Source organism: Stutzerimonas sp. C6.4V (genome assembly GCF_058536345.1).
Window position 1 is genome coordinate 2,397,037 of record NZ_JBZUBM010000001.1, and the last position, 17,831, is coordinate 2,414,867.

Here is a 17,831-nt window from a genome sequence, read left to right on the forward strand (position 1 = left end):
GCCGCCCTAGCGCTCGGTGCCCAATAACGTCAGCTGTGCTTCGCTCTGCCTTGCCGGAAACGGCAACGGCTGCAGGCCCGGCAGCCTCTGCATGAGCTGCCCGTGAAAGCGCATGGCAAGCTCAGGCGCTAACCGGTTATCCGGTGTGTGCAGGTAGACGTGCGGGCGCTTGCCCGCTTCGATCCAGCCTGCAACCTTGTCCAGCCAGGGCGCCAGAAAGCGGTCGTTGGCTTGCAGCTGCGGATGCCCGACGAAGCGCACCTGTGGGGATTCGCTGAACGCGGCCGGACGCACCGGCAGCCGGGGCTTTTTGCCTTGTGCGTGCAAAAGAGCCGGGTCGCGAGACTGGCAGCTGAACAGCGCGCGGGTATCCATGCAGATCCGCTCCACGCCCCGCTCGAGCAACAGCCGATTGAGCGTCCTCTCCTCGTCGTCCCGGGTGAAGAAGGCCTGATGCCGAACCTCCACCGCAAGCGGGCGGCCGAGCGTCTCGATCAGGTGGGCCAGTTCATCGAGCCGGGCTGGACCAAAGCTCGCCGGCAGCTGCAACCAGTACGGCGTGACCCGTTCTCCCAGCGGTGACAACAGGGTGCGGAACGACCGCACGAGATCCTCCGTATCGCGCAGATCCGCAGCCTGACTGATCTCACGAGGAAGCTTGGCGCAGAAACGAAAACCCTCCGGCATCAGCGCCGCCCAACGCTGGATGGTCTCCTCCGATGGCCAGGCGTACAGCGTGGTATTGCCTTCAACGCTGTTGAAGACCGAGCAATAGCGAGCCAGGAAATCGGTCGCAGCTGTACCAGGCGGGTAAAGGGAGCCACGCCAGGCGGCGTCACTCCACGATGGGCAGCCGAGAAAATAGGGAAGGCTCACGGGAGCAGGCTACGCCTCAGGCGTAGAGGTCCAGTCCGAGCACCTCGTGGGCATCCACGTCTTGGATGAAGGCGGCTGTAGTGCCGTAGCTTTGCAGCGCCTGCGCGGCACGGCTGGTCAAGGGCCGCTCCATCATCGCCTCGAAGCGGGCCGGCATGAAGTCGCCCGAGACCACCGCGGCGTAATCGGTCGATTCGCTTTTGGTCTTCCGGGAAAGGTGTTCGTAGGTGGCATCGGCCTGGTTGGCCGGGGTGACGATCGACTCGCGCGCCTGTTCCGCAGCCCTTTCGCTTTCGCGATAGGGCACCGGCGCGTTATCCCGCTGGGGTACGCGTTCGATGGGATAGGCGGAGGGGGCGAGACCGTTGAGGCGCATCATTCACCTTTCGAAGTGCAACCGACTCTAGCGAGCCGCCTGGCAAATGGCAATGCCGTCCGTCACCGCACCACCTTCGGCGTCGCCACGTTGTCCCGCAGGTAGATTGGCTGCGCCTGATCGGCCTCCAGCGCCTCTCCGCGCTGCCAGGCGAAACTGGCCAGTTTCAGCAAGTCCTCGGCATGAGGCAGCAGGCTCGCGTCGATCGCAGCCGGCTGGACAGCCAGGCGCGAAGCGTAACCCCATCCTGTCCCGGCACCGAACCACTGGCCCTCGGCGCCTCGCGGAAGGCCCACCTGCTCTGGAGGCAGCACGGCCTCGATCCCCACAGGCTGCATCTCGCCGTCATGCAGGCGATAACAGCCCCAGTAAACTTCATCCATCCGTGCGTCGATGGCCGCAGCAACCTGCTCGGCGCCCTGCTCACGGTGCGCCCGCTGGGCTATGGTGGCCAACGTCGAAACGGGCAACACCGGCCGCTGCAGCGCAAAGGCCAGGCCCTGTACCACACCCACAGCAATGCGCACGCCAGTGAAGGCGCCGGGTCCGCGACCGAACGCCAGGGCATCGACCGCCGTCAGGGCAACGCCTGCCTCCCCCAGCAACGTACGGATCATGGGAAGCAGGCGCTGAGCATGTAGTCGCGGAATCACCTCGTAATGGCTAAGCACCTCGCCGTCATGCAGCAGCGCGACGGAGCAGGCTTCGGTGGCGGTATCCAGGGCCAGCAAGGTGGTCATCGGCAGTTCCGGTCAGCTGAAAAAATGGGCGGCGATTGTAGCAGCTGCGCATCGCATGACACCCTGCCTCATCACAAACGAAAACGGCCCGCAAGCGGGCCGTTCAGGTCACAGGCTCATCAGCCGAGTACGGCAAGAACCTTCGCGGTGATCTCTTCGACCGAGCCGACACCTTCAACGCGACTGCACAGGGGCGTGCCTTCGGCAGCCTGCAGATCCTTGTAGAAGGCTACCAGCGGCTGGGTCTGCGAATGGTAGACGCTCAGGCGATGGCGCACGGTTTCTTCCAGATCGTCCTTGCGATGAACCAGCTCTTCACCGGTTACATCATCGATTCCGGCTACCTTCGGCGGGTTGTATTCGGTGTGATAGACACGCCCGGATGCTGGATGCACGCGACGGCCAGACAGGCGACCCACGATCTCCTCGTCGTCCACTGCGATTTCCAATACGTGATCCAGATGCACACCTGCGTCACGCAGCGCTTCGGCTTGGGGAATGGTCCGTGGAAAGCCGTCGAACAGGAAGCCGTTGGCACAGTCGGGCTGCTGCAGGCGCTCCCGGATCAACGCGATGATGATCTCGTCGGACACCAGACCACCGCTGTCCATCACGTCCTTGACCTGCAAGCCCAGGGGGCTTCCCGCCTTGACCGCTGCACGCAGCATGTCACCGGTCGAAATTTGCGGAATGGCGAATTTCTCGGTAATGAAGCGTGCCTGTGTACCTTTCCCGGCACCGGGCGCTCCCAGCAGAATCACGCGCATGGTTGAGTCCTCAGATTTGCAATTGGGTGCCGCCAGGGCCGATTGACTGCAACCCCACCCTGGCGAATCAAAAATTCTGGTTTGCCGCCATGCGACAAAAGGTTGAACACGATACACAGCGCACAGAATGCAGACAAGCGGCGCCCCACAGGGGACCCGGCGTAGCGGATCCCAGGGCTCGACGAACCCGAATTTCCCTGTACAGGGCCGCGATGACAGCCAGATCTGCCCACCGCGACCCGGATGTCGCGGCTTAACCGGTGTTGCGCAAGCCCGCGGCAATCCCCGCCACACTGACGAGCAGGGCTTGCTCCAGTGGGCTTTCCGCCGGGTTCTGCTGTTGTCGGGAGCGAGCCAGCAGCTCGGTCTGCATGAGGTGCAACGGGTCCAGGTAGGTATTGCGCAAACTGAATGCTTCCAGGGTGTCCTGGCTATGAGCCAGCAGCTCCGACTGGCCAGTCAGCCCGAGCACCGCACTTACCGCCTGCGACAATCTGTCACGCAAATCGCACCCCAGCGGCTGCAGGGCCGGCGCGACCAGCCGTTCATCATAGCGGCGGGCGATATCGGCATCTGCCTTGGCCAGGACCATTTCGAGCATGTCGATGCGGGTGGTAAAGAACGGCCAGCGTTGCCGCATGACTGCAAGGCGCTCCGCCTCGCCGCGCTGCAGCGCTGCCTGCAGCGCATGCTCCCAGCCCAACCAGGCGGGCAGCATCAGCCGGGTCTGGGTCCAGGCAAAGATCCACGGGATCGCGCGCAGGCTTTCCACGCCCCCTTCGCGCCGCTTGGCCGGACGGCTGCCAAGCGGCAAGCGGCCGAGTTCCTGCTCCGGTGTGGCCTGGCGGAAATACTCGACGAACTGTGGATGGTCCCTTACCACGCCACGGTAGGCCTGGACGCCGTCTTCGGCCAGCCGATCCATGGTTTCGCGCCAATCGGGCTCGGGCATCGGCGGCGGCAACAGGGTCGCCTCCAGCACGGCCGCGAGATACAGATTGAGGTTCTGTTCGGCAATGTCCGGCAGGCCGAACTTGAACCGAATCATCTCGCCCTGCTCGGTTGTGCGGAAGCGCCCCGACACGGACCCCGGCGGCTGCGAGAGAATCGCCGCATGCGCCGGACCACCGCCACGACCCACGGTGCCGCCGCGGCCATGGAACAGCAGCAGTTCGACGTCATGCGCGCCGCAGATCTCGACCAGACGTTCCTGGGCACGATACTGGGCCCAGGCTGCCGCCGTGGTGCCTGCATCCTTGGCGGAGTCCGAGTAGCCGATCATCACCTCCTGCGGTCCGTGCAGGCGCTGGCGGTAGCCGGGCAAGCCCAGCAGTCGCTCCATAGTCGGGCCGGCGTTGTTCAAGTCAGCGAGCGTCTCGAACAGCGGCACCACCCGCATCGGACGAGACAGGCCGGCTTCCTTAAGCAGCAATTGCACAGCGAGCACATCGGAAGCGCCCCTTGCCATGGAAATGACGTAGGACCCCAACGATGCACCGGGCGCCAGGGCGGCCACCCGGCAGGTAGCCAACACCTCCGCGGTCTCGGCAGAGGGTTTGAAATGCGGCGGCAGCAATGGGCGGCGGTTGTCCAGCTCGCGCTGCAGGAAGTCCAGACGCTGCTCCTCGTCCCATTTATCGTAGTGACCGAGCCCCAGGTAGTCAGTGATCTCTGCCAGGGCGGCGACATGCCGAGCCGAGTCCTGACGGATATCCAGGCGTACCAGGAACAGCCCGAATGCGGCGGCCCGGCGCAGGGTGTCCAGCAAGGCACCATCGGCGATCACGCCCATATCGCGGGCATGAAGCGACCGGTAGCAGAGCTCCAGTGGCTCACGCAGCTCGCGGTTATCCTGCAGGACCTCAGGCGGCGCTGGCTGGTCGTGTTCAATGGCGCGTCTGGCCCAGTCTCGGGTTGCCTGCAGGCGATCGCGAAGCTGCTTGAGCAAGGCTCGATAGGGTTCGGCTGTCTTGCCGCTCTGCTCCAGCAATTCGTCGCTGGCGGTCTGCATCGACAGGGTGGTGATCAGGCCGTCCACATCCCTTAGAAACAGGTCGGCTGCGGTCGAGCGCGCCAACAGCAGGACCTCCCGGGTCACCGCTGCCGTCACATTGGGGTTGCCGTCGCGGTCCCCTCCCATCCACGAGGCGAAGCGAATCGGCGATGCATCCAGCGGCAGGTGCAGGCCCGTGCTGCGGCGCAGGGCCTGATCGGTATGGCGCAGCACATCAGGCAGCGCCTGCCAGAGCGAATTCTCGATCACGGCAAAGCCCCACTTCGCCTCCTCTACCGGCGTCGGTCGACTACGGCGGATCTCTTCGGTATGCCATATTTCTGCAATCAGACGTTGCAGTCGCAGTTCGATCCGGGACAGTTCAGCAGCGCCGAGATCGGTATGGTCGCGGGCCGCCAGCTGTGCAGTGATGGCGTCATATTTCTGGATCAGCGTACGCCGCGAGACCTCGGTGGGATGCGCCGTGAGCACGAGCTCGATGTCCAGCCGGCCGACCTGCCTGGCAATGAAGTCCTGGCTGAACCCCTCAGCCTTGAGGCGCTCGAGCAGGCCGGCCAGCACACCTGCCTCGAACGGCGGGTGTTCGCCCGGACGGCGACGGCGCACGCGGTGGTACTGCTCGGCGATGTTGGCCAGGTTGAGGAACTGATTGAACGCCCGAGTCATCGGGAGCATTTCATCATCGGCCAGTCCGTCAAGCGTCTCCTGCAACAGCCTGGCGCCCTCTGCCGAGCCGCGGCGCGCGCCCTTTGCACCCTTGCGGATACGTTCGATCTTGTCGAAGAAAGCCTCACCATGCTGTTCGCGGATGGTGTTGCCCAGCAGCTCGCCGAGCAGATGGACGTTCTCGCGCAGTCGCGTGTCGATCTTAGCCATGCTTTTCTCCCAAGCCGCAGCAGAGGCGCGCAGCCGATACGCAGTTGAATCTGAACGGCTACGCTGTTGGAACCCTCCAAACAGAGTGCCCAGCGTGTTCGTCGATGACAAGGCATAGCGCGCGAGCGTGGCCTTTCGATGACATCTGCATCCACCGCAAGCAAGTGCCCGCCCGCGAGGGCTAAGGAACAACACCATGAAAATCTCAGAACTGGTCAATGAATGGGAAAGTACCGCGACCGGCCGCATGAGCGCCGATGAGTACAGCATTCAATTGGATGTCGAGAGTGCTGCCCGCCTCGCTGCACTGGCGGAGATGTATCCCAAGCGCAGCACGGAGGAACTGCTTGGCGAGCTGGTCGGCGCCGCGCTGGAGGGCGTCGAAACCAGCCTGCCCTATGTCAAGGGAACCAAGGTGATCTCCACCGACGAACAGGGCGACCCGATCTATGAGGACGTTGGCCCTACACCGCGCTTTTTGGCACTTTCGCGCAAGCATCTGGAGCGACTGCTGGCCGAACGCGGGTCACAATCCTGACCTGTGCGTCGACGCGCATGGCGCGCATGCTGTTGCGCTGTCAGGCCGGCGCTGGAAAGTGTCCGGTCTGACAGCCAAACCGCTCTATGCAGCGCCCCGCGCTCGCTCCGTTTGTAACTCCACTGGAACGATTGCAGTTCATTGGCCTCACAAAAACATGCCCGCTGTGAGCGCAGCCCCATTCGGGCCGCACATATCGCCTGTGGGCACTGTTCCCAATCGTCAGGCAATTCCAATGGAGACTGGCCATGAAAATGAACACCATCAAGAGCCCCATATCGCGATTCCAGCTACCCAAGCTGGCCGCCGTTGCATTAGGAGGCCTGCTGCTGGTGGGTTGTGCCGGCAATCCACCCAACGAGCAATTCGCCGTTACCGAATCGGCCGTACGCAGTGCCATGAGCGCCGGGGCCACCCAGTACGCACCGGTGGACATGCGCGCTGCTCAGGAGAAGTGGAAGCAGGCCGAGCTCGCCATGCAGAAGGAAAACTTTGACGAAGCCCGCAAGCTCGCCGAGCAGGCGGAGTGGGATGCTCGGGTCGCTGAGCGCAAGGCCCAGGCGGCCAAGGCTCAGAAGGCCGTCGAGGACGCTCAGAAAGGGATCCAGGAACTGCGCGAAGAAAGCATGCGCGGCCTGCAGCAGTAATCAGCCCTTCCCTCTCGCACTCCCTTTCAGCAAAGGATGAATCGACATGCACAAGTTAGTAGCCATTCCCACAGCGATAGCCATGAGCATTGGCCTGGCCGCCTGCTCGTCGCAGCCCAACCAGAATCTTGAAACAGCCCGCACCGAGTTCGCTTCGCTGCAGAGCAACCCGCTGTCCCAGAAATACGCTGCCCTTGAAACCCAGGATGCTGCCAAGCTCCTCGACAAGGCCAACGAAGCCTACCTCAGCGATGCTGATGAAGAGCGCGTCAACCAGCTTGCGTATCTGGCCAATCGCCGTATCGACCTGGCCGAGCAGACGATCGACCTGCGCAAGGCCGAGCAACAAATCGAGCAGGCTTCGACCCAGCGTGCCCAGGCCCGCCTGGAATCTCGAGAAGCGATGCTCAAGCGTCAACAAGATGAAATCCGTCAGCTGCAGCAGGATCTGCAAGCCAAGCAGACCGAACGCGGGACGCTGGTGACTTTCGGTGATGTCCTGTTCGACCTGAACAAGGCCGAGCTCAAGCCCGCCGGTATGCGCGATGTGCAGAAACTTGCCGATTTCCTGAAGGAAAATCAGGAGCGCAAGGTCATGGTCGAAGGCTACACCGACAGCACCGGCTCCGACTCGTACAACCAGCAGCTCTCCGAACGTCGAGCTGAATCTGTACGTCGTGCATTGGTTCGCTCCGGTGTCGAGATGGATCGGATCCAGACGGTTGGTTACGGTGAAGCCTATCCGGTTGCCAGCAACGACTCGCCTGCCAGCCGGGCGATGAACCGTCGCGTCGAAGTCACCATTTCCAACGACAACAAGCGCGTGGCGCCACGCTCTTCGATGGAATAACTGCGACCCAAAATCGCACCGGTGATATCGAAGCCCGCCCTATGGCGGGCTTCCTGTTCTGGCTTTGACCAGCGACGCTATGGCTCCGCGGGCCCCCTCTCGGTCGGCACCTGTTGCCCCATGCAGCGAATCGCGCGCTTGCGATTGTCGACCAGCACGCCCGTCAGGCCTTTCTGTTCGGTATCGAAGAGCACCAGCACGCCGTCGATACACTCTGCGACCTGAGGCGCAGGCTTGAGCGAGACCCGGTAGTCTTCGCCGGGAATGGTCTTGAGCATCGTGTAGTCGGCCAGAAGCAAGGCATCTTCCGGCTTGGCGATGTGTACATAACCGTAATAGCTCAGCACAGCGACCGTACCTATGACGGTACCGATGGCAGTCAGGATGTAGGGAATCGGGTTGCGCTCGGACATGATGATCTCAGCGAAAAAGAGGATTGTGCCAAATTACACAGCGGACGGCGTATCTCACCGGCCACCCGCGCGGGTTTCGCCTCGCGCCTGATAGGTTGCCGCATATACGCGCTCGGCAAGCCGAGAAAACGGCAGGCTCTGGATCCAGACGCTGCCGGTGCCCTTGAGCGTCGTCAGCAGCAGGCCTTCGCCGCCGAACAACATGCTTTTCAGCCCACCGGCAAGCTGAATGTCGTAGTCGATGCCATTGGTAAAGGCGACGAGGCACCCAGTGTCGAGCCGCAGGGTTTCGTTGACCAGTTCCTTGCGGATGACCGTGCCTCCGGCGTGGACGAATGCCAGGCCATCGCCCTCCAGGCGTTGCAGGACAAATCCTTCCCCACCGAAGAATCCGGCGCCGATACGCTTGCTGAAACTGATGCCGATGCGCGTGCCAAAGGCGGCGCAGAGAAAGGCGTCCTTCTGACAGATCAGCGTGCCGCCAAGCGCGGCAAGATCCACCGGGACCACCGTGCCGGGATAGGGCGCAGCGAAGGCCACCCGTGCCTTGGCCTTGCCCTCATTGGTGAAGTGGGTCAGGAACAGCGACTCGCCAGTGATCATCCGTTTGCCCACTCCCAGCAGCTTGCCGAACATCCCGCTGCTGGACCCATCACCCATTCGCGCCTCGAAGCGCACGCCCTCGGTCATGTAATTCATCGCCCCCGCTTCGGCGATCACCGTTTCACCGGGATCGAGCAGGATCTCGACGTTCTGGGCCGATTGCCCGAGGATTTCATATTCGAGTTCGTGACTGGGCACGGCGGGCTCCCTCATTCTCACGGATTGCGGCGCGCCATCGGACTGGAGCAGCTGCGCCATTTCACCTGATAGCTGCGCCCGAGCAGTTCGGGCCATCGGGCGCTTCAGATGATGTTTGCGTAGTCAGCCTCGATGCGATCAAGGCTCAGATGATTGAGGAAGTTGGAAAAGCACATCCAGGCCGACAGAGCATTCAGGTCCTGGAACTGCTGCGGCAGGTACTTCGGCGGCACCACCATCCCCTCCTCGACCAGTTGCCGTAGTGTGCGCATGTCTTCCAGTGTGGTCTTGCCGCAGAACAACAGGGGAATCTGTTCCAGCTTGCCTTTGCGCACCGCCAGCTGGATGTAGTTGTAGACCATGATGAAACCCTTCAGATAGGACAGGTCCTTGGTGAAGGGCAACCCGCCCGGCAACGAGCCACGAAACACCCGGCTGGCATTGCTGTAGCACTCATCATCGGCGTAGCCCTCATCCCGAAAGAACGCGAACACGTCGAGGAAGTCCGCACCCTCTTCGGCCATGTGAATCGCGCGGGTACGGTTGGTCAATTTCCGCAAACGCGTCGGGTAGGAGGCGAACGCGATGACTTCCATCAGAATCGCCAGGCCCTCCTGGGTCACGGTAGAGGACGGTGGCCCCTTGGCGAGAAAGGTGCAGATCGGCTGGTTTTGCCCGTTGAGCGTGGTGCCGACGTGCACCAGCCCCTCGTGGACTTCCAGCGCGCGCACGTCCCGCTCGTTGAACATCGCATCGCTGCGGATCTTGATGTAGTCGGCGCCGGCCGCGGCGTCGGCGAGGATGCCGTCGGACTCGAAGACACGAATCACACCCTCACCTTCACCGAACACCAGATCCAGCCGGCGCTGCAGCATGTCCACCGCCTGCGGTGCAGTGAGCGTTTTGGCTTCGTCCTTCAGGTCGCCGCGGTCGGCAATGTTGTTCAGGTAGTCGGAGAGCATCAGCCCGAGATCGGCGAGCGTCGGATCACCCGCGTGGAAGGCATCGGACGCCGCGCCGTAGAGCTCCTGGGAAATCAACCCAAAGTCGGCGGTGCCGCGCGCCTCGAGCATGCGAATTACCATGCGGTATTCCTTGCACATACGCCGCATGATCTGCCCGACCGGATTGAACTGCCCCAACTGGCGAGTGATATCACGCTCGATGTTCTGGAATTCTTCCTTCTTCGCGCTGGAATCGAAGGCCAGCGGACGGCCTTCGTAATAGGCGCGATCGACCTTCGGCAATTCTCGTCCGCCGCTGGCGAAGAAAGCTTGGCGGACGTTGTCGTCCCACTTCACCGCATCGAGCACCCGCACCGGGGTTTGCGCCTCGACGATACGGTCGGACAGGCCGCGCACCGTGAGCTGATATTCGTCCAGGTTGTTACGGGTATTCATCCAAACCTCGTCAGTGATGAACCGTAGCCTTGAGCTTATACATCAGCGGACCCTCGCGGTCCGTGCCCGGTTCTCGATCAGCCGCTCCGGCCTGACAGGGTGTCGACCGCCAGCGCTGGAACTGAACCCATCCTGCCGCCGCCAGCTTTTCGGGCGGCGGCGGATCCAAGCTTCTCTGGCCAGCCGGCCATCAGACCGGGCGGCGACCGCTGCTGTCAGGCTTCCGGGCGCATATGAGGGAAAAGGATCACGTCGCGGATCGACGGTGAGTCGGTCAACAGCATCACCAGGCGGTCGATGCCGATACCCTCGCCCGCGGTCGGCGGCATGCCGTATTCCAGGGCGCGGACGAAATCGGCGTCGAAGTGCATCGCCTCATCATCGCCGGCATCCTTGTCGCGGACCTGCGCATGGAAGCGCTCGGCCTGGTCTTCAGCATCGTTCAACTCGGAGTAGGCGTTGGCGATCTCACGGCCGCCGATGAACAGCTCGAAGCGGTCAGTAACGTTGGGGTCGTCATTGCTGCGACGTGCCAGCGGCGAAACTTCGAACGGGTAACGGGTGATAAAGGTTGGCTGTTCCAGCTTGTGCTCGACCAGCTCCTCGAAAATCATCACCTGCAGCTTGCCCAGCCCCTCGAAGCCGAGCACCTTGGCGCCAGCCTTCTTGGCGATGGCGCGGGCAGTGTCGATGTCCTGCAGGTCGGCAGCGCTGATCTCCGGGTTGTACTTGAGGATCGAATCGAACACCGACAGCCGCGCGAAGGGCTCGCCGAAGTGGAATACCTTGTCGCCGTAGGGCACGTCGGTGCTGCCAAGCACCAGCTGCGCCAACTCGCGGAACAGCTCTTCGGTGAGGTCCATGTTGTCTTCGTAATCGGCGTACGCCTGGTAGAACTCGAGCATGGTGAACTCGGGGTTGTGCCGGGTCGAAACGCCTTCGTTACGGAAGTTGCGATTGATCTCGAAGACGCGCTCGAAGCCACCAACCACTAGCCGCTTGAGGTAGAGCTCCGGCGCAATACGCAGGAACATCGGCAGGTCCAGGGCGTTGTGATGAGTTTCGAACGGCTTGGCTGCCGCGCCACCAGGAATGGTCTGCAGCATCGGCGTTTCGACTTCGAGGAAGTCGCGCTCGTTGAGGAATTTGCGGATGTGGCCGATCACCTGCGAGCGCACGCGAAAGGTGTGGCGCGTCTCTTCGTTGACGATCAGGTCGACGTAGCGCTGGCGGTAGCGCTGCTCGGTGTCGGTCAGGCCGTGGTGCTTGTCCGGCAGTGGACGCAGCGACTTGGTCAGCAGGCGTACGCTGGTCATCTCGACGTACAGATCGCCCTTGCCGGAGCGCGCCAGGGTGCCTTCGGCCGCGATGATATCGCCCAGGTCCCAGTGTTTGATCGCTTCGAGCGTCTCGGCCGGCAGCGTCTTGCGGTTGACGTAGACCTGGATGCGCCCGGTCATGTCCTGCAGCACCATGAAGGCGCCGCGGTTGAGCATGATGCGCCCCGCTACCTTCACCGGGATCGCCGCTTCTGCCAGCTCTTCCTTAGTCTTGTCGGCGAACTTCAGTTGCAGATCATTGCAATAGCTGTCGCGGCGGAAGTCGTTGGGGAAAACGTTGCCCTTGGCGCGCTCGGCGGCCAGCTTTTCCTTGCGCTGAAGGATCAGGCTGTTTTCTTCCTCTTGGATGGCGTGCTGGTTCAGCGGTTGTTCGCTCATGGTCAATTTATTCCGGTCGCGCGGGTCGTGTTTGACCCGTGAATGGCTAGCTAATGTCAGTGGCCGTGCAGTCTGTAAGCGTAGCGAGCGCAGGTCAGGCAAGGCGAAAAACGGCGAGGTCGCGGAGTTAACGTGTTGTAAATGAGCAGTACTCATTACCTTCGCCCTTTCGGGCCACCCTCCGGGCGTTCGGTGGCAAGCCACCGTCCGAGCCGTTTTTCAACCCAGAATGAACAAGCGCAGTAGCTTACAGGCCTTGTTTCAGGCTGGCTTCGAGGTACTCGTCAATATCCCCGTCCAGCACCTTGTCGCAGTCGCTGCGCTCGACGCCGGTGCGCAAATCCTTGATGCGCGACTGGTCGAGCACATAGGAGCGAATCTGGTGACCCCAGCCGATGTCGGACTTGGAATCTTCCAGCGCCTGGGACGCCGCGTTGCGCTTTTGCATTTCCTGCTCGTACAACTTGGCCCGCAGCATTTTCATGGCGGTGTCCTTGTTGGCGTGCTGGGAACGTTCGTTCTGGCAGCTGACCACGGTGTTGGTCGGTACGTGGGTGATACGTACAGCCGAGTCGGTGGTGTTTACGTGCTGACCACCGGCACCGGAGGAGCGGTAGGTATCGATGCGCAGGTCGGCCGGGTTGATCTCGATCTCGATGTTGTCGTCGATTTCCGGCGAAACGAACACCGCGGTGAACGAGGTGTGGCGACGATTGCCGGAGTCGAACGGACTCTTGCGAACCAGGCGATGCACGCCGATCTCGGTGCGCAACCAGCCGAAGGCATACTCGCCTTTGATATGCAGGGTCGCACCCTTGATGCCGGCAACTTCGCCCTCGGACAGCTCCATGATGGTGGCGTCGAAGCCGTGCTTGTCGGCCCAGCGCAGGTACATGCGCAGCAGCATGTTCGCCCAGTCCTGGGCTTCGGTGCCGCCGGAACCGGCCTGGATGTCGAGGTAGGCGTTGTTGGGGTCCATCTCGCCGCTGAACATACGGCGGAATTCCAGCCCTTCGAGGATGCCACGCAGGCGGTCGAGCTCGGCGGCAACGTCGTCCACGGCGCTCTGGTCGTCTTCTTCGACGGCCATGTCGAGCAGGTCGCGTGAATCAGCCAGGCCGCCGTCGAGGTCATCGATGGTCTCGACGATCTGCGCCAGGGTGGCGCGCTCGCGGCCGAGGTTCTGGGCGTACTCGGGGTTATTCCAGACGTTCGGGTCTTCGAGTTCGCGGTTTACTTCGACAAGACGATCGTGCTTCTGATCGTAGTCAAAGATACCCCCGAATTGACAGGGTGCGGTCGGACAGGTCCTTGATGCTGTTGAGGATCGGGTTGATTTCCATAGGTAGGCAGCTCTCAATCGGACGGTGCGAAAAGCCGGCGATTATAGCGCAGCAGACCGCTGCTGACAGCCCACGCGGGACGGCCGGGTGGGCAATTGTCAAGCAGCGGGAGCGGAGCGAACGGAGGCGGCGCGAGGGCCGCCCCGAGCGCGATCAGGCAGACACGCCACGCACCTGGCTTTCCAGTTCGGCTTTCAATCCCGCCTCGAGCTTCAACTGGCGAGCCAGTTCGTCCAGATAAGCACGCTCCATGAACTGCTCTTCGTCCACCATCAACACACTGGCCAGATACATTTCCGAGGCCATTTCCGGCGTGGCAGCGGCCGCAGCCACTTCCACCGGGTCCAGCGGCTTGTTCAGCTCCGTCTCCAGCCAATGCTGCAATTCAGGATCCTCGGTGAGCTGGGCCAGCTCGGCTTCGATCATCTTGCGCTCCTGCTCGTCGACGTGGCCGTCGGCCTTGGCCGCAGCGACCAGCGCCTTGAGGATGGCGCGGCTGTGCTCTTCCACCTGATAGGGTGGCAGACGGTCCACCGTCTTTGGCTCCGTCTGGGCGGTGTTCGGCTGAGCTTCCCCGGCGCCACCCCGCTGCGCCTGTTGCGCCTGCCAGTTGCCGTAGGCTTTGTAGGCGAGCATGCCCAGCGCGGCCAGGCCACCATAGGTGACAGCCTTGCCACCCATGCGGCGTCCTCTGCGGCTTCCCATCAACATGCTGAGTGCACCGGTCGCGAGCGCACCTTTTCCGGTTCCGCCCGCCCCGCCGAGCAGGCTGCCGAGCGGCCCGCCCGCGCCAGAGACCATGTCACCGAGCGAGCCACTGCTTTTCGACGGAGTTGAACGGGTCACCGAGCTTTGCTGCTTTTGCAACAGGTCCTGTCCGGACTTGAGCAGCTGATCGAGCAAACCACTGGTTTTCATGGGAATACCTATATGACTGTTGAAGAGGGGTCACTCGAGTGAACCGGGAACCTGCCGGATCGGCGTATTGCGATGGGCTGCCCGGACATACTGGGCGGGCCATGGCACCGCGCTGTCACGCAGATCTTCGGCGGCATGCAACGGCCAGTAGGGATCGCGCAGCAGCTCGCGGGCCAGCAGGATCAGGTCCGCCTGGCCGGTGCGAAGAATGTGTTCGGCCTGGACCGCCTCGGTGATCATGCCGACCGTGCCGGTGGCGATCCCTGCCTCGCGACGCACCTGCTCGGCGAACTGGGTCTGATAACCGGGGCCCACCGGAATTTCCGCGTTGGCCGCGGTACCGCCGGAAGAGACGTCGATCAGGTCCACGCCGAGAACCTTCAGCCGGCGCGCCAGTTCCACTGTCTCTTCGGCGTTCCAGCCGTCCTGGACCCAGTCGGTTGCCGAAAGGCGGACAAACAACGGCAGCTCGTCGGGCCATACGCCCCTGACTGCCTCGGTCACCTCCAGCAGCAGCCGGATACGGTTGTCGAACGATCCGCCATAGGCGTCCTGCCGCCGGTTGGATAGCGGCGACAGGAATTGATGCAACAGATAGCCGTGCGCGGCGTGGACTTCCGCGATCTTGAAGCCCGCCGCCAGCGAACGCTCGGCGGCACGGACAAACGCCTGGATGACTTCGGCGATCCCAGTCTCATCGAGCGCAGTAGGCACTGCATGCTCGGGATCGAAGGCGATATTCGACGGGCCCACCGGCGTCCAGCCACCCGCTGCGATGGGCACGCTGCCGTGCCGCCCGAGCCAGGGTTGCCAGGTGCTTGCCTTGCGCCCGGCGTGGGCCAGCTGAATACCCGTAACCGAGCCCTGGGCCTCGATGAAGCGGGTAATGCGTCGCAGCGGCTCGACATGCTCATCGGACCAGATGCCCAGATCCTCGGGTGAAATCCGTCCGTCGGCGGTTACCGCTGTCGCTTCGATGATGACCAGTCCCGCCCCACCGACGGCCCGACTGCCCAGGTGCACCAGATGCCAGTCGTTGGCCATCCCGGCCTTGGCCGAGTACTGGCACATGGGCGATACGGCAATGCGATTGGGCAGGGTCAGCTGGCGCAGGGTGAGCGGCTGGAAGAGCTGTGTCATGGAAACCTCGACTGCGATGGATGCGACTTTGGACATCCTTCAGTACAGACTGTTTCGGCGACTTTGCTCAGCCCGGTGCTGTTTGCTGTCCGATCGGTGACCGGGTGTTGCAGCCCAAGGACCGGGGCCGGGCCGGTCATTCCCTTGGCGCACGTGCATAAACGACGAGAGAACTCCAGACGGCCGGGTCGGGGCCTGTCACAGATCGCCGCTCCGGCTTAGCTCTGGTGCGGTTGGAACGACAGAAAAGGACAGGCCTGTCCTTCTCGCCGCAACGCCCTCCCGGTTACGCTGCCTCTACCTCTACCGGTACGCCATTGAGCGCGGCGTTTCCCGACAAGGCATCAAGCTGGCGCTCGTCGGTGAGGTCGTTGGCACTGGCGCCTGGCTGGCGATTGGCAATCTCCAGCTGCGATCCGGCGCGGCCGTGGCCCCAGCCATGGGGCAGGCTGACCACACCGGGCATCATCTCGTCGCTGGCGGCCACTTCGACTTCGATCACGCCGACCCGCGAGCGAACCCGCACACGCTGTCCGTCAAGCAGTGAAAGCCGATTCAGATCCGCTGGGTTCATCAGCAGCTGGTGGCGCGGCTTGCCCTTCACCAGTCGGTGATAGTTGTGCATCCATGAGTTGTTGCTACGCACATGACGGCGACCGATCAGCACCAACTGATCGGTGGAGACACTGGCCGCCGTCGCAAAACGCTGCACATCCGAGAGAAACAGCGACGGCGCGGCCTGAACGCGCTGACCCTCGGTCTTCAGCCGCCCGGCCAGATTCGGCTTCAGCGCACCGAGATCGAGCCCGTGTGGATAATCACGCAGCCTGGAGAGGCTGAGGTTCAGTTCGCTTTGCTCACCATACGGGCCGGTACGCAAGCCACGGTCGATCATCCGCTCTGGCGCCATGGTGGGCTTCAGATCGCCTCCGATACGCGCCGCGAACGCCTTGGCCAACCCGACAAAGATTTCCCAGTCGTGTAGCGCACCTGCAGGCTTGGGTAGCACCGCTTCGTTGAAGCGGGTGACGTTGCGCACCGCAAAGACATTGAACGTGGTGTCGTAGTGATCGTGCTCCAGGGGCGCGGTGGGTGGCAGGATCAGGTCGGCGTAACGGGTGGTCTCGTTGATGTAGAAATCGATACTGAGCATGAACTCCAGCCCATCCAGCGCCTGCTCCAACTGCCGGCCGTTGGGTGTCGAAAGCACCGGGTTGCCGGCAACCGTCACCAGTGCCTGAACCTGTCCTTCCCCTTCGGTCAGCATTTCCTCGGCCAGCGCCGACACCGGTAGTTCGCCGCCGTATTCCGGCAATCCCGACACACGGCTCTGCCAGCGGTTGAAGTGTCCCCCCGAGGTGTTCGCGACCAGGTCCACTGCCGGCTCCGTGCAAAGCGCGCCGCCCACACGATCCAGATTTCCAGTGACCAGGTTGATCGACTGAACCAGCCACTGGCATAGCGTGCCGAATGCCTGGGTCGAGACACCCATGCGGCCGTAGCAGACCGCTTTGTCCGCAGCGGCGAAATCTCGCGCCAGCTGGCGAATGTGTTCGGGCGGTACGCCGCAGCGCGGGCCCATCGCCTCGGCCGTGAACGGCGCCGCTGCCGCACGAAGAACGTCCAGCCCATCCACAGGAAGATGGCTGGCGCGGGTCAGGCCTTCGTCGAATAGCGTGTTGAGCAGGCCGAAAAGCAGCGCCGCATCTTCACCCGGGCGGATGAACAGATGCCGATCGGCGATGGCGGCGGTTTCGCTGCGCCGCGGGTCGACCACCACCAGCTTGCCGCCTCGTGCCTGTACGGCCTTGAGACGCTTTTCCACATCCGGAACGGTCATGATGCTGCCGTTGGAGGCCAGCGGATTGCCGCCCAGTATCAGCATGAAGTCGGTGTGATCGATGTCGGGAATCGGAATCAGCATGCCGTGGCCATACATCATCAGACTGGTCAGGTGGTGCGGTAGCTGGTCGACCGAGGTCGCTGAAAACCGATTGCGCGTTTTCAGCTGGCCGAGAAAGTAGTTGCTGTGGGTCATCAGCCCATAGTTGTGCACGCTGGGGTTGCCCTGATAGACGGCCACTGCATTGTTACCGTGACGCTCGCGAATATCGGCCAGGCGCTCGGCGACCAGCGCAAACGCCTCGTCCCACTCGATCGCCTGCCACTCGCTGCCGACACGACGCATCGGATGACGCAGGCGGTCCGGATCGTTCTGGATGTCCTGCAACGCCACGGCCTTGGGGCAGATGTGGCCGCGGCTGAAACTGTCCTCCGGGTCACCCTTGATGGACAGTATCTGCTCGTCACGAGTCTCGATGGTCAGGCCACAGATGGCCTCGCACAGGTGGCAGGCACGGTGGTGCCGGGTCGCTTCGCTCATCGCAGGCTCCGGAGGATTGTTTTTGTAATCC

The 17,831-nt window shown here is 62.8% G+C and carries 16 protein-coding genes; 3 read left to right on the forward strand and 13 right to left on the reverse strand.

Annotated elements, in window-relative coordinates:
* Positions 1-6 precede the first annotated feature (6 nt).
* From AC4LFW_RS11195 to ppc, 5 genes are all read right to left on the reverse strand, one after another.
* Positions 7-876, reverse strand: coding sequence for a DUF72 domain-containing protein (locus tag AC4LFW_RS11195; RefSeq protein WP_491819155.1), 870 nt, complete (start codon positions 874-876; stop codon positions 7-9).
* A gap of 16 nt (positions 877-892) precedes the next feature.
* Entirely contained in the window at positions 893-1,255 is a 363-nt protein-coding gene (locus tag AC4LFW_RS11200; protein WP_491819156.1) for a hypothetical protein, read from the reverse strand.
* Between the two features lie 59 nt (positions 1,256-1,314).
* Entirely contained in the window at positions 1,315-1,992 is a 678-nt protein-coding gene (gene tsaB / locus AC4LFW_RS11205; RefSeq protein ID WP_491819158.1) for a tRNA (adenosine(37)-N6)-threonylcarbamoyltransferase complex dimerization subunit type 1 TsaB, read from the reverse strand.
* Between the two features lie 119 nt (positions 1,993-2,111).
* Complete coding sequence (gene adk / locus AC4LFW_RS11210) at positions 2,112-2,759, reverse strand: adenylate kinase (RefSeq protein ID WP_491819159.1); 648 nt, start codon at positions 2,757-2,759, stop codon at positions 2,112-2,114.
* 253 nt (positions 2,760-3,012) lie between these two features.
* The gene (ppc, locus tag AC4LFW_RS11215) at positions 3,013-5,649 is read right to left on the reverse strand and encodes a phosphoenolpyruvate carboxylase (protein WP_491819160.1); all 2,637 of its coding nucleotides are present in this window, start codon (positions 5,647-5,649) and stop codon (positions 3,013-3,015) included.
* 196 nt (positions 5,650-5,845) lie between these two features.
* On the opposite strand from ppc, the gene AC4LFW_RS11220 reads away from it, so the two are divergent.
* The 3 genes from AC4LFW_RS11220 to lptF all read left to right on the forward strand — a co-directional run bounded on the left by AC4LFW_RS11220 (position 5,846) and on the right by lptF (position 7,684).
* Positions 5,846-6,187: a pilin assembly protein gene (locus AC4LFW_RS11220; RefSeq protein ID WP_491819162.1), complete on the forward strand. Its 342-nt coding sequence runs from the start codon at positions 5,846-5,848 to the stop codon at positions 6,185-6,187.
* A gap of 248 nt (positions 6,188-6,435) precedes the next feature.
* Positions 6,436-6,834 carry a DUF4398 domain-containing protein gene (locus tag AC4LFW_RS11225; protein ID WP_491819163.1) on the forward strand — a complete coding sequence of 133 codons (399 nt, stop codon included), beginning with the start codon at positions 6,436-6,438 and terminating at the stop codon, positions 6,832-6,834.
* A gap of 46 nt (positions 6,835-6,880) precedes the next feature.
* Positions 6,881-7,684: a lipotoxin F family OmpA-related lipoprotein LptF gene (gene lptF / locus AC4LFW_RS11230; protein ID WP_491819165.1), complete on the forward strand. Its 804-nt coding sequence runs from the start codon at positions 6,881-6,883 to the stop codon at positions 7,682-7,684.
* A gap of 77 nt (positions 7,685-7,761) precedes the next feature.
* Here the strand turns inward: lptF and AC4LFW_RS11235 are convergent, their stop codons facing one another.
* The 8 genes from AC4LFW_RS11235 to AC4LFW_RS11270 all read right to left on the reverse strand — a co-directional run bounded on the left by AC4LFW_RS11235 (position 7,762) and on the right by AC4LFW_RS11270 (position 17,800).
* On the reverse strand, positions 7,762-8,097 hold the full coding sequence (locus tag AC4LFW_RS11235; protein WP_491819167.1) for a PA3694 family proteiin: 336 nt from the start codon (positions 8,095-8,097) through the stop codon (positions 7,762-7,764).
* 54 nt (positions 8,098-8,151) lie between these two features.
* Positions 8,152-8,898: a TIGR00266 family protein gene (locus AC4LFW_RS11240; RefSeq protein ID WP_491819169.1), complete on the reverse strand. Its 747-nt coding sequence runs from the start codon at positions 8,896-8,898 to the stop codon at positions 8,152-8,154.
* Positions 8,899-9,002: 104 nt separating this feature from the next.
* On the reverse strand, positions 9,003-10,298 hold the full coding sequence (locus AC4LFW_RS11245; RefSeq protein WP_491819170.1) for a flavohemoglobin expression-modulating QEGLA motif protein: 1,296 nt from the start codon (positions 10,296-10,298) through the stop codon (positions 9,003-9,005).
* Between the two features lie 215 nt (positions 10,299-10,513).
* Entirely contained in the window at positions 10,514-12,016 is a 1,503-nt protein-coding gene (gene lysS / locus AC4LFW_RS11250; protein ID WP_491819172.1) for a lysine--tRNA ligase, read from the reverse strand.
* A 247-nt stretch (positions 12,017-12,263) separates the two neighbouring features.
* Positions 12,264-13,359 (reverse strand): peptide chain release factor 2 gene (prfB, locus tag AC4LFW_RS11255; RefSeq protein WP_491819173.1). Its coding sequence is split into 2 segments (ribosomal slippage): positions 12,264-13,286 and positions 13,288-13,359, totalling 1,095 coding nucleotides; the frame shifts between segments, so codons are not numbered across the junction.
* A gap of 153 nt (positions 13,360-13,512) precedes the next feature.
* Positions 13,513-14,277 (reverse strand): tellurite resistance TerB family protein, encoded by a 765-nt coding sequence (locus AC4LFW_RS11260; RefSeq protein ID WP_491819174.1) that lies wholly within the window; start codon positions 14,275-14,277, stop codon positions 13,513-13,515.
* Between the two features lie 30 nt (positions 14,278-14,307).
* Positions 14,308-15,417, reverse strand: coding sequence for an NADH:flavin oxidoreductase/NADH oxidase (locus AC4LFW_RS11265; RefSeq protein ID WP_491819175.1), 1,110 nt, complete (start codon positions 15,415-15,417; stop codon positions 14,308-14,310).
* Between the two features lie 286 nt (positions 15,418-15,703).
* Positions 15,704-17,800, reverse strand: coding sequence for a molybdopterin-dependent oxidoreductase (locus AC4LFW_RS11270; RefSeq protein ID WP_491819176.1), 2,097 nt, complete (start codon positions 17,798-17,800; stop codon positions 15,704-15,706).
* Positions 17,801-17,831 lie beyond the last annotated feature (31 nt).

Bases quoted from the DNA above. Each gene is read 5' to 3' on its own strand.
- AC4LFW_RS11200 (WP_491819156.1), bottom strand. From the start codon at position 1,255: ATGATGCGCCTCAACGGTCTCGCCCCCTCCGCCTATCCCATCGAACGC.
- tsaB (WP_491819158.1), bottom strand. From the start codon at position 1,992: ATGACCACCTTGCTGGCCCTGGATACCGCCACCGAAGCCTGCTCCGTC.
- adk (WP_491819159.1), bottom strand. From the start codon at position 2,759: ATGCGCGTGATTCTGCTGGGAGCGCCCGGTGCCGGGAAAGGTACACAG.
- ppc (WP_491819160.1), bottom strand. From the start codon at position 5,649: ATGGCTAAGATCGACACGCGACTGCGCGAGAACGTCCATCTGCTCGGC.
- AC4LFW_RS11220 (WP_491819162.1), top strand. From the start codon at position 5,846: ATGAAAATCTCAGAACTGGTCAATGAATGGGAAAGTACCGCGACCGGC.
- AC4LFW_RS11225 (WP_491819163.1), top strand. From the start codon at position 6,436: ATGAAAATGAACACCATCAAGAGCCCCATATCGCGATTCCAGCTACCC.
- lptF (WP_491819165.1), top strand. From the start codon at position 6,881: ATGCACAAGTTAGTAGCCATTCCCACAGCGATAGCCATGAGCATTGGC.
- AC4LFW_RS11235 (WP_491819167.1), bottom strand. From the start codon at position 8,097: ATGTCCGAGCGCAACCCGATTCCCTACATCCTGACTGCCATCGGTACC.
- AC4LFW_RS11245 (WP_491819170.1), bottom strand. From the start codon at position 10,298: ATGAATACCCGTAACAACCTGGACGAATATCAGCTCACGGTGCGCGGC.
- lysS (WP_491819172.1), bottom strand. From the start codon at position 12,016: ATGAGCGAACAACCGCTGAACCAGCACGCCATCCAAGAGGAAGAAAAC.
- AC4LFW_RS11260 (WP_491819174.1), bottom strand. From the start codon at position 14,277: ATGAAAACCAGTGGTTTGCTCGATCAGCTGCTCAAGTCCGGACAGGAC.
- AC4LFW_RS11265 (WP_491819175.1), bottom strand. From the start codon at position 15,417: ATGACACAGCTCTTCCAGCCGCTCACCCTGCGCCAGCTGACCCTGCCC.
- AC4LFW_RS11270 (WP_491819176.1), bottom strand. From the start codon at position 17,800: ATGAGCGAAGCGACCCGGCACCACCGTGCCTGCCACCTGTGCGAGGCC.